This is a genomic window from Sphingomonas sp. (assembly GCF_039595165.1).
Taxonomy (GTDB): domain Bacteria; phylum Pseudomonadota; class Alphaproteobacteria; order Sphingomonadales; family Sphingomonadaceae; genus Sphingomonas.
Genome location: NZ_JBCNMA010000114.1, coordinates 1 through 10,926 on the forward strand (window position 1 = coordinate 1; position 10,926 = coordinate 10,926).

Genomic DNA, 10,926 nt, shown 5'->3' on the forward strand with positions numbered 1-10,926 from the left:
AGCCGTTGGAGGCGAAGCCGGCGGCCAGGTCGAAGCCGGCCTTGCCGCTGGCGATCAGGGCTGCCCGCAGCGCATCCTCTGGCGGGCGAAGCCGCCGTACCGGGCGAGGCGCTGGCCGGCGAGACGATGATCGTCCGGCGCAATTGCGAGGCGCTGTCTGAGACCAGCCGCTACTTCACCCGGCGCGGCATCCGGCCGTTCTTCGCGCTGCGCACGACCAATGACGACCGCGCACTGGCGATGGTCGCGGCGGGGCTCGGCGTCACGGTCGTGCCCGCCTCGCAACGGCACGAGGGCGTCGCGAGCCCGGCGCTGCTCGGCTTCGGCCTTAAGCGCACCCTGACGCTCGCGTGGGGCGACGACACCGCCGCGATGCGGGAGGCAGCGGCCCCGGTGGTGGGGATATTGCGGGAGCAGTTTGGCTGAGGCTCAATCCCTCCTCCTGGCGGTGAGGATTGAAGGGGCTGACAGCCGCAATGTTCACGCTATGTGAAACGCAGACAGGGAGAGCAGGCATGGCGGGGCGCTATTTCGACGAGTGGCAGGTGGGCGACCGGATCGTGCACGAACTGCGCCGCACCGTCACCGAGACCGACAACCTGCTGATCTCGACTCTCACCCACAATCCGCAGCCGCTCCATCTCGACGCCGAGGCCGCGGGTGCGAGCGAGTTCGGGCGGATCCTCGTCAACGGCACCTTCACCTTCGCGTTGCTCGTCGGCATCTCGGTCGGCGACACCACGCTCGGCACGCTGGTCGCCAATCTCGGCTATGACGAGGTGCGCATGCCCAAGCCGGTCTTCATCGGCGACACGCTGCGCGCCGAGACCGAGGTGGTCGAGCTGCGTCCCTCCAAGTCGCGCCCTGGCCAAGGGATCGTCATCTTCCGCCATGTCATGCTCAACCAGCGTGACGAGATCGTCTGCACCACCCTGCGCAGCGCGCTGCTCAAGGCACGCGGCTGAGCGCAGTTCGCTCCATTCCGGAGGATCTTCCGCATCCGATGCGGAGCAGAGTCCCGGTTTTCCTTTACCGCCATTAACCAGCCTGGCCGGATAACCGCCCCCTAACCGGGGGAACGGTCATGCGTGTTGGTCGAGACCAGCGCGGCACGGCGATCGTCGAGTTCGCGATCCTGCTGCCCGTGCTCGCATCGATGCTGATGGGGATATTGTGCTTCGGCCTCTATTTCGGCGCGGCGCATTCGGTGCAGCAGCTCGCCGCCGACGCCGCGCGCCACAGTATCGCCGGAGAGACGCTCGCCGAGCGCCGGACGATGGTCACCGGCTACGTCACCACCCATGGCCCGAGCTATTTCCTGATCCGCCCCGAACGGCTGAGCGAGGTCAGCGCCACCGAGCAGAGCGGCGGGCGGCTGCGCGTGCGCATCGCCTATGACGCGACCTGGCTGCCGATCTTCGGCTTCTCGCGCGTGCTGCCGCTGCCGCCCGCGACGATCACGCGCGACTGCGTCATCCTGGGAGCGGGCGCATGAACCGCGCATTGTGGCAGGACCGGCGCGGGGCGACCGCGATGCTGGTCGCCGCCGCCCTGCCCTTCCTGCTCGCCGCCACCGCCGCTGCCGTCGATGTCGGCGCGGTCGCCCTCGAGCGGCGGCGGATGCAGGGCGCGGTCGATGCCGCGGCGCTCACTGCGGCCCAGGACCTCGCCAGCGCCGATACGCGTGCACGCGCCGTGCTCGCCGCCAACCGGGTGCAGGCACCGGCCGTCGCGCAGATCGCCACCGGGTCGGTTTCGGGAAGCGGCGAGGCTCGCACCTTCACCCCGGACGGCGCGGGCGACGCGGTGCGCGTCTCCGCCACCTATCCCAATCCGTCCTATTTCATCCGCGCGCTCGGCCTGCGCTTCAACGACGCCACCGTCACCGCAGTGGCGAGCCGGCGCAACCTCGGCGCGATCTCGATCGGATCGGGGGTGGCGGCGTTCGACAACGGGCTGGTCAACAGCCTGACCCGCGGGCTCACGGGCTCGAGCGTCGGGCTCTCGCTGGTCAGCTACCAGGGCCTGGCGAACGTCGATCTCGACCTGTTCACCTTCCTCGACGCGGTGGCGATGCGCGCCGACCTCGACGTGATGACCTATGAGCAATTGCTCACGCAGCAGATCGAGCTGCCCGTGCTGCTGCGCGCGCTCGACGATGTGAGCGGCGGCCAGGGGCTCGGTGCGGTCGCCGCGGGGATCACCGGCACGCCGCGCTCGCTGCGGCTTGGCGACTTGATCGGGCTCGACATGGGCGGCGCGGGCGTGACCGGCAGCGGCGGTGCCTCGGCGCTGCTCGCCAAGGTGCGCGCGAGCGACCTGCTCGGCGCGATGCTCGCGGTTGCCAATCGCGACCACATCGTCGCGCTCGACCTCGCTGGGACGATCCCCGGCCTCTCCTCGGTCCGCGCCGAGGTCAAGATCGGCGAGACGATGCAGTCGAGCCCGTGGATGGTGGTCAACGCGCGCGGCGGGGTCGAGGTGAGCACGGCGCAGGCGCGCATCAATCTCGTCGCCGAGGTCGGGCCGCTGCTCGGCCTGGGCATCAAGCTCCCGCTCGCGGCCGAGGTCGCGCCGGCGCGCGCGATCCTCGACGCCGTACCATGTGCGCCGCGCGACACCGCCGCGGTGCGCGCTCGCGCAGGCGTAGCGCGGCTCGCCATCGCCGATCTCGCTGTCGGCGAGCCGATCCCCGCCGGCGCCGCCGCCTTGAAACCTGCGCCGCTGATCCGCGCGCCTCTGCTCTCGGTCGACGCCAAGGCGCTTGGCGCGCTTGAGGCCTCGAACTGGCAGAATCTGAGCTTCACCAAGGCCGAGATCGCCGCACACCAGGCCAAGGCGATCTCCACCACCGACGGCGTCTCCAACCTGCTCGCCACCTTGCTCGCATCGACCGAGATCGACGTGAACCTGCTCGGCCTGGGACTCGGCATCGGCCTGCCCGGTGAGGGACAGATCGCCGCGAAGCTGCTGCAGGCGGCGCCCGCGCTGGAGACGGCGCTGTTCCAGCTATTGTCTTTCGCCGGGCTCAGCATCGGCACGGCGCATGTCCGCGTCGACGGCTATCGCTGCGGCAAGCCGATGCTCGTCGCATGAGCGGGAACGACATTCTCGACGGCGTGCAGCGCAGCGACATCCGTTTGTTCCGCGAGCGCGCGCGCGAGGAACGGCGGCGCGGCAGCCAGGCCGACAGCGAACGCGCGCGGACCGTGCATGGCGAGATGGCGGAGCATTACGAGATGGTCGCCGATCTGCTCGAGGCCAGGTCGTCCTGGGATCCCGGCTGGCCGGGAGCCGGCTGGCGGCGCCTGCTCCGCCGGTTGCTTCCGCGCTGAGCGGGCTTGGGTTTCGCGGCGCATCCGGTCTAGGGTGCGCGCCGCATGACCCGCTTCACCGTCAACAACCAGCCCGTCGAATACAAGCTCGATGCGCGCACGCCGTTGCTGTGGGCGTTGCGCGACGCCTCCAACCTCACCGGCACCAAATATGGCTGCGGCTCGGGCGATTGCGGCGCGTGCACGGTCGATATCGATGGCGCCGCGGTACGTTCCTGCCAAGTGACGATCGGCGCGATCGAGGGCAGCTTCGTGACCACGATCGAGGGGCTGGCGGAGAATCGCGCCCATCCCGTGCAGCGCGCCTTCCTCGCCGCCAATGTCGGCCAGTGCGGCTATTGCATTCCGGGCATGGTGATGGCCGCCTCGGTGCTGCTGCGCAGGAACCGCAATCCTTCGGACGAGGAGATCGCGGCGGCGATCACCAATCTTTGCCGCTGCGGCATCTATCCGCGGTTGATCGAAGCGGTCGGACGCGCCGCCCGGCTGGCACGCGGCGAGGACGACGCGCCCGAGGAGCAGGACGACCGGGCCCAGCCGATCGACGAAGGCACCTGATTCCTTTCGCAATGCTGTCAGCGCGATTCAGACGCGTGTCAGCCGAATCGTGGCATCTCAGCGATATTCTGAACGCCGGCGCTCCGCCGGGGCGGAGGATCGATATGAAGAAACTTGTTCTGGCCGCGCTGATCGGCGCGACCATTCTGACCCCCGCCGCGGCGCTCGCGCAGGACCGCGGCCGATGGGAAAATCGTGGCGGCGAAGCCCGCCAGCAGCGCCAGGAGGCCAGGGCCGAGCGCCAGCAGCAGCGTGCCGAGCGCACCCCGCAGCAGCAACAGCAGCGCCAGGAATTCCGCGCCCAGCGCGAGCAATTCCGGGCGCAGCGCCAGGAACAGCGCGCCTTCACCCCGGCCGAGCGCCAGCAGCGGGCGCAGCAACCGCAGTTCCAGCGTCCCCAGCGCCAGCTCGGCCAGCAGGGCGCGGCGCCGCAGTGGCGCCCGGAGCGCCGCGAGTTCCGTCAGGAGCGCCGCGACGACCGCCAGGACTTCCGTCAGGAACGGCGCGAGGACCGTCGCGACCTGCGCCAGGGCCAGGTGACGCCCGACCAGTTCCGCCGCGACCGGCGTGACGACCGACAGGACTATCGCGCGGATCGCCGCGACGATCGCCGGGATTGGCGTCAGGACCGACGCGACGATGATCGCCGCGACTGGAACCGCCGCGACGACAATCGGCGCGACTGGAACAACCGCGGCGGCTGGGGCGACAACCGCAACTGGAACCGCGGCTGGCGCCAGGACCGCCGTTACGACTGGGGCAGCTATCGCTCGCGCAACCGGAACATCTACCGGCTGCCGCGCTACTATGCGCCGTCGGGCTGGAACTATGGCTATCGCCGCTTCTCGATCGGCCTGACGCTGGGTTCGATGCTGTTCTCGTCGAACTACTGGATCGACGATCCGTTCTACTACCGCCTGCCCCCGGCCTACGGCCCGTATCGCTGGGTGCGTTACTACAATGATGCGCTGCTGGTGGACATCTACACCGGCGAGATCGTCGACATCGAGTACGACATCTTCTGGTAAGCACGCATCTTCGTCACGCGCGGAGGTCCGGCCGGCAACGGTCGGGCCTCTTGCCTTTCGGCGCGGCCTCGGCAAGTTGCGAACGATGAGCATCTTCGCGAAACCAAAGCAGGGCGGCGCCTCGATCGCCCGCGCCCGCGTCGGGCAGAAAGTGGCGTCCCGGCTCGACGCCAACCCGGCGATGCGCAAGGCCAGGATCGACGCCGCACAAGTCTATTATTATCCCGGCTTCCTGAGCGACGCCGAGTGCGACACGCTGATCGCGCTGATCGACGCGAACCGCCGGCCCTCGACCCTGCTCGCCGCATCCGACGACCCCTATTTCCGCACCAGCGAGAGCTGCGACCTTGACCGCTGGTCGCCCGAGGTGCGCCCGATCGACGAGCGCATGGCGAACCTGATCGGCGTGCCCCCCGAGCATGGCGAGACGATGCAGGGCCAGCGCTATGCCCCGGGCCAGCAATTCCGCGCGCATTACGACTGGTTCAGCGAGAACCAGGAATATTGGGCGGCGATGAAGGCATCGGGCGGCCAGCGCACCTGGACGACGATGATCTACCTCAACGATGTCGAGGAAGGCGGCGCGACCTGGTTCCCCCAGGCCGGCCTGCGCGTCGCGCCCAAGCGCGGGCTGCTGCTCGCCTGGAACAACATGAAGCCCGACGGCGCGCCCAATCCGGCGACGCTGCACGAGGGCACCGCGGTGGTGAAGGGCGTCAAATACATCATCACGAAATGGTTCAGGGAGCACCCCTGGATCAACATGCCGATCAAGACGTACTGAATCAGCTAGCGGCATCGGCCCGCGCGGTTCGGCGAAGCCGAACCGTGCGCGACTTACATCAGCATCCCATCGCCGCCGCTGCGCAGCGCGAGCACGCGGCCGATCGTGTCGAACAGCGCGTCCATCGCGACCGGCTTGAACAGCACCTCGTCGGCGCCGGCGGTGAGGCAGCGCTCGCGCAGGTCGAGCGCGGTGTCGGCGGTCACCACGATGATCGGCAGCTCAGCCTTGGCGTCGTCGCGCGCACGGATGCGCTCGATCGCCTCGATCCCGTCCATTCCCGGCATGCGCAGATCGACCAGCACCACGTCGAAATCCTCTGCCTCGATCCGGCGCAGCCCTTCCTCGGCATGCTCGGCTTCGGCCATCGAGGCGCCCGCGACATCAAGCATATCGCGCACGACCCGCCGGTTCATCGGATCATCCTCGATAAACAGGATATTCATGTGCGGGCCGTGCCCATGTCGTTACCATCCCGGAACGAGGAGATCATATGTGTGCTATCGTCTTAAGCCGCTTGTGACACAAGCGTCCTTGCGGGTGATGCACAATTTTCTTCGCGCCCGGCAATCACGGCCTCGATCAGCGCGGCGCCCGCCACCGGCTTGGCGACGACCAGATCAACCCCGGCCTCCTTGAGCGCGGCGAGCATCGCCTCGTCGGGCTTCGCCCACAGCACCGCGACGCGCGCGCGCTTGGCATGGGCCGCTGCGGCCAGCGCGGCGAGGATGGCGACCGCATCGTCGCCCGCCGCCTTGAGCGTCGCCTCGTCCGCGAGCAGCAGCACCGGTCCGGCTTCGGGGAGCAGCGCGACCGCCTCGTCGGGCGTCGCGGCGAACTGCACTCCCGCGAAATTGGGCTCGAGCAGAGTGCGCAGCATGCCGCGCGCGATCGGGTTGCGATCGAGCACCACCGCCACTTCGCCCGTGCCACCCGCTGCGCCGGATGCGTCGGGAGCCACCGCCTCGATCAGCGGCAGGTCGATGGTGAAGGTCGTCCCCTGCCCTTCGACGCTCGCGACCGAGACTTCGCCCTCGAGCGCGCGGGCAAGGTTGCGCACGATGGCGAGGCCGAGCCCGGTGCCACCGAACTTGCGCGTGGTGCCGGCATCGACCTGACGGAAGGATTCGAAGATCTCTTCGTGCTTCTCCGCCGGGATGCCGATGCCGCTGTCGGAGACGGCGATGCGCAGCCGCCCGTCGGCCGCCTCCGCCTTGACCGTGACCTCGCCCTTCTCGGTGAACTTGAGCGCGTTCGACAGCAGGTTGAACAGCATCTGCCGCAGGCGTCCCGAATCGGTCTCGATCCAGCGCGGTGCGGCGGCGGTGTCGAGCACGAAGCTCAGCCCCTTGCCGCGCGCCTGCTCGTCCCACATCCGCGTCACGTCCTTGAGCAGCGCGTGCAGGTCGGCCGCGGCCAGCTCGACGGTGAGGTTGCCGGTCTCCATCTTCGCGACGTCGAGGATGTCGTCGACCAGCGCGCGCATCGTCATGCCGGCGCCGTGCACGATGCCCAGCCGGTCGCGCGTCTCCGCGGGCACCGCCGGATCGCGCAGCATGATCTGGGTCATGCCGAGGATGCCGTTGAGCGGCGTGCGGATCTCATGGCTGGTGGTTGCGAGGAATTCGGTCTTGGCCTTGAGCGCCTTTTCGAGCGCCGTGTTGGTCAGGTTGAGCTCGGTGTTCGCGGCGCGGACCTGGTTGCGGCTGCGGCGGATGGTGAACAGGCCGATGCTGAGCAGCGTGATGATGATCAGCGTCGCGCCGCCGACGCCGAACAGCAACGTGCGCTGGAACGCCGCCTCGCGCCGCGCTTCCTCGGCCTTGAGGTTGGCGATGCGCAGCTCCTGGTTGGCATAGTCGAACCGCGCCGCCATCAGCGCCATGTTTGTCGAGGTCGCGAGTTGCGCGGCCTCGTCGCCGAGCTTGCGTACCCGCTCGAGATGCGGGAGCGCGCGCGCCCCTTCGCCGAGCGCGCGATAGATGTTGTACGCGGTCAAGTGCGCGTCGGGATAGGCGACGGGCGTGTCGGCCAGATCGACCCCGTCGAAGCTGCGCTCGATCAGCTCCCGCGCCCGGGCAAGCTGCCCGCGGTGATAGGCCGAGTCCGCGGCGAGCGCGAGCAGCTGGGCTTCCGCACCCTCGCTCCCATTGCGCCGGGCGATCGTCAGGCCCTCCCGGATCACGCTATCCGCCTCGTCGAGCGCTTCGGTGGCGATCAGCGCGCGTGCGAGGTTGGCGAGGATCGGCGGGAGCAGCGGTTCGCTGCCCAGGCTGCGGGCGAGCGCCACGGCGCGGCGATATTGCGCGACCGCCTCGGCATTCCGTTCGAAGCGCAGCAGCACGCTGCCGCGATTATTGTAGAGGAACAGCGACAGGCGCGGATCGCCTTCGTAGATTTCCGACGCCTGCTTGAGATAGCGGTCGGCGCGCCCGAAGTCGCTGGCCTCGGTATAGAGGTTCGCGATCGACTGCAGCGCGATCGACTGGCTCCGCTTCTCGCCGACTGCGCCGAAGATGTTGAAGGCGTCCTGCAGCGACGCCAGAGCTTCCGCGGGGCGCAGCTGCGCCTTCTGCACCCCGGCGCGCGCGACGAGCAGGTCGCCGCGCAGCTTGCTCGGCTCGGGATAAGGGCTGATCAGGCGCAATGCGCGCGCGATCTTGGGCGCCGCGCCGGCTTCGTCGCCCGAACGGATCGACGCCTCGCTCTGCAGCCACAGCGCACTCGCGACGGTGTTGGCCCGCGCGCGCGGGTCGGTGATCGCGGCGGCGCGGCGCTCGGCATCGCCGGCTAGCTTCATCGCTTCGCCCGGCTCGGCGATCATCGCCGCCTTCGCGCGATCGATCAGCGCGTCGGCGGCGCCCTGCTGCGCATGCGCCGGGGCGGCCAGGCCGAGGACGAGCGCGACGGCGGCGATGAACGCGCCGCGCATCAGCCGCTCTTGCGCCGGAAGCCTTCCGGCCGCGCGAATGTGGGCCGGATCGCCGAGGCGGCCTTGTGGCCGTCCTCGTCGAGGAAGCGGATGAAGGCGTCGAGCGCGATCGGGCGGCTGATCAGGAAGCCCTGGACCATGTCGCAGCCCATCACGCTGAGCAGCGCCAGCGCGGCGGGCGTCTCGACTCCCTCGGCGGTCACTTCCATCTCCAGCGCGTGCGCCAGGTCGATGGTCGAGCGGACGATCAGCGGATCGCGGTTGCTGCTGGTCAGCTGCATCACGAACATCTTGTCGATCTTGAGCTCGGCCGCGGGCAGCTGCTTCAAATAGGCAAGCGAGGACAGGCCGGCGCCATAATCGTCGATCGCCAGCGGGATGCCGATCTCCGACAGCCGCTGGAGATGGCCGATCGCGCTTTCGGGGTCGCGGATCACCGCGGTCTCGGTGATCTCGAACCCGATCTTGGCGCCCGATTCCTGGATGACCCGGCATGCCTCGTGCACGAAGGCACCGTCGGCGAGCAGCACGCCCGAGATGTTGATGAACACCGGCATGTCATAGCCGTGCGCCGCCAGCACCTGCTGGTCGGCGATCACCTGGCGCAGCGTCCACAGGGTCAGACCGGCGATTTCGCCCCCTTCCTCCGCCGCCGAGATGAAATCGCCGGGCAGGATCAGGCCGCGCACCGGATGGCGCCAGCGCACCAGCGCCTCGGCGCCGACCACGGCTTCCTTCCGGACATGCACCTTGGGCTGATATTGCAGGAACAGCTGGCCCGACGTGATCGCACGCGGAAGCTCGCGCATCAGCGCCAGCCGGTCGAACGCGATATCGGTCCGCGACAGGTCGAGCGTCACGATCCGCGATTCGGCGCGGGCCTGGGCCAGCGCCGATTCCGCGGCCTCGGCGAGCCGCACATCGTCGTCGTCCATCACCGGCGCGACCGCGACGCCCCAGCGCAGCTGGATGAGGTGCCGTTCGCCATCTAGATCGACCGCCCGCGTGAAGGCGCGCGCCAGCCGCTCGACCAATGCGGTCGCCGATTCCGCTGAATCCGCTTCGAACGCGAGCTCGAGTTGCGAGCGGCCGGTCGGCGCCGGACGGACATCGGGCTCGATCCGCGCGATGTGGTCGACCAGGTCGTGCACCAGCGTATCCGCGCGCGAGCGGCCGAGATGCCGGCGCAGCGTCTGGAAATTGACGATCTCGCACAGCGACAGCGCGCGCCACAGGCTCACGGCAACACCATCACCCATGTCCGCCCCGCGAAAGCCATGCCGGTTGCGAGGGAGAACGATCGGCCGCGACATGTCCAGCCGGGCCGGACGCCCGGCCGACGGCTTCCCGCCCGCCAGGGCAGGCGAAACGGCGGCGGCTGGTTCGACACGCTCGGACATCATGTCCGCGAATAATCCCCACTCTTGAAGGAACTCTTAAGGACGAAACGATCGGCACGGGCAGGCGGGCCTGTCCATCGTTGTCGTTAATCATTGCTTCATCATTAATTTTCGATTAAGGAATCAGCCGTGCGTGTGATGCGCACGATGGGAGAAAATGAATGTTCGATCTGCTTTTTCGCGAGTCCTACGGCGAGACCCTTCGCCCCTGGTAAGCGCTCCTAGCCCGGGCCGCCGCCGCCGCGGATCGCCGCGGTAACGGTCTGCCCGGGCTATGTTCCAAGACGACGTTCGCGCGCATCCTTCCGGGATGACGCGCTTTTTCATGTCCGCGCGGCCCGCGGACCGCCCCCACTTGCCGTCATCCCATGTTCCGCTAAGAGCGCGATAACTCTCAGCGAAAGGTCTTTGGCGTGCGCATTGCGATGATCGGCACCGGCTATGTCGGCCTGGTATCGGGAGCCTGCTTCTCCGATTTCGGGCATGAGGTCGTGTGCGTGGACAAGGACGCGCGCAAGATCGAGCTGCTCCACCAGAATGTGATGCCGATCTATGAGCCGGGCCTCGCCGAGCTCGTCGCGACCAACGTCCAGGCCGGACGCCTGTCCTTCACCACCGATCTCGCCGAGGGCGTGAAGGGCGCGGACGCGGTGTTCATCGCGGTCGGCACGCCCAGCCGCCGCGGCGACGGCCATGCCGACCTGTCCTATGTCTTCGCCGCGGCGGAGGAGATTGCCGGCGCGCTCGACGGCCCGGCGGTGATCGTCACCAAGTCGACCGTCCCGGTGGGCACCGGTGACGAGGTCGAGCGCATCGTCGCGCGGATCGCGCCGGGCAAGGGCGTCAAGGTCGTCTCGAACAGCACCAGCAGCGGGGCACCTTCAGTAGC

Annotated in this window: 12 protein-coding genes; 9 read left to right on the forward strand and 3 right to left on the reverse strand. The window is 68.7% G+C overall.

Going from position 1 to position 10,926, the window contains the following annotated elements; all coding sequences use genetic code 11:
* The 8 genes from ABDV68_RS15390 to ABDV68_RS15425 all read left to right on the forward strand — a co-directional run.
* The coding region (locus ABDV68_RS15390) for a LysR family transcriptional regulator substrate-binding protein (RefSeq protein ID WP_343520982.1) at positions 1-426 on the forward strand (426 nt) is incomplete at its 5' end.
* Positions 427-515: 89 nt separating this feature from the next.
* A complete protein-coding gene (locus ABDV68_RS15395) occupies positions 516-965 on the forward strand; it encodes a MaoC family dehydratase (RefSeq protein ID WP_343520983.1) in 450 nt (149 codons plus the stop codon).
* Positions 966-1,084: 119 nt separating this feature from the next.
* Complete coding sequence (locus ABDV68_RS15400) at positions 1,085-1,495, forward strand: TadE/TadG family type IV pilus assembly protein (protein WP_343520984.1); 411 nt, start codon at positions 1,085-1,087, stop codon at positions 1,493-1,495.
* Positions 1,492-3,096, forward strand: coding sequence for a pilus assembly protein TadG-related protein (locus ABDV68_RS15405; protein WP_343520985.1), 1,605 nt, complete (start codon positions 1,492-1,494; stop codon positions 3,094-3,096). Before ABDV68_RS15400 ends, ABDV68_RS15405 begins: the two co-directional genes overlap by 4 nt.
* Complete coding sequence (locus tag ABDV68_RS15410; RefSeq protein ID WP_343520986.1) at positions 3,093-3,335, forward strand: hypothetical protein; 243 nt, start codon at positions 3,093-3,095, stop codon at positions 3,333-3,335. The genes ABDV68_RS15405 and ABDV68_RS15410 overlap by 4 nt, the downstream gene beginning before the upstream one ends.
* A gap of 45 nt (positions 3,336-3,380) precedes the next feature.
* The gene (locus tag ABDV68_RS15415; protein WP_343520987.1) at positions 3,381-3,893 is read left to right on the forward strand and encodes a (2Fe-2S)-binding protein; all 513 of its coding nucleotides are present in this window, start codon (positions 3,381-3,383) and stop codon (positions 3,891-3,893) included.
* Positions 3,894-3,997: 104 nt separating this feature from the next.
* Positions 3,998-4,921 carry an RcnB family protein gene (locus ABDV68_RS15420; RefSeq protein WP_343520988.1) on the forward strand — a complete coding sequence of 308 codons (924 nt, stop codon included), beginning with the start codon at positions 3,998-4,000 and terminating at the stop codon, positions 4,919-4,921.
* A gap of 85 nt (positions 4,922-5,006) precedes the next feature.
* Complete coding sequence (locus ABDV68_RS15425) at positions 5,007-5,705, forward strand: 2OG-Fe(II) oxygenase (protein ID WP_343520989.1); 699 nt, start codon at positions 5,007-5,009, stop codon at positions 5,703-5,705.
* Between the two features lie 53 nt (positions 5,706-5,758).
* Here the strand turns inward: ABDV68_RS15425 and ABDV68_RS15430 are convergent, their stop codons facing one another.
* The 3 genes from ABDV68_RS15430 to ABDV68_RS15440 all read right to left on the reverse strand — a co-directional run bounded on the left by ABDV68_RS15430 (position 5,759) and on the right by ABDV68_RS15440 (position 9,896).
* Complete coding sequence (locus ABDV68_RS15430) at positions 5,759-6,151, reverse strand: response regulator (protein WP_343520990.1); 393 nt, start codon at positions 6,149-6,151, stop codon at positions 5,759-5,761.
* A 62-nt stretch (positions 6,152-6,213) separates the two neighbouring features.
* Entirely contained in the window at positions 6,214-8,637 is a 2,424-nt protein-coding gene (locus ABDV68_RS15435; RefSeq protein WP_343520992.1) for an ATP-binding protein, read from the reverse strand.
* Positions 8,637-9,896 (reverse strand): EAL domain-containing protein, encoded by a 1,260-nt coding sequence (locus tag ABDV68_RS15440; protein ID WP_343520993.1) that lies wholly within the window; start codon positions 9,894-9,896, stop codon positions 8,637-8,639. Before ABDV68_RS15440 ends, ABDV68_RS15435 begins: the two co-directional genes overlap by 1 nt.
* A gap of 554 nt (positions 9,897-10,450) precedes the next feature.
* Here ABDV68_RS15440 and ABDV68_RS15445 point away from each other — a divergent pair.
* Positions 10,451-10,926 (forward strand): 3-hydroxyacyl-CoA dehydrogenase NAD-binding domain-containing protein (locus ABDV68_RS15445; protein ID WP_343520994.1); only part of this gene is annotated, 476 nt, incomplete at its 3' end.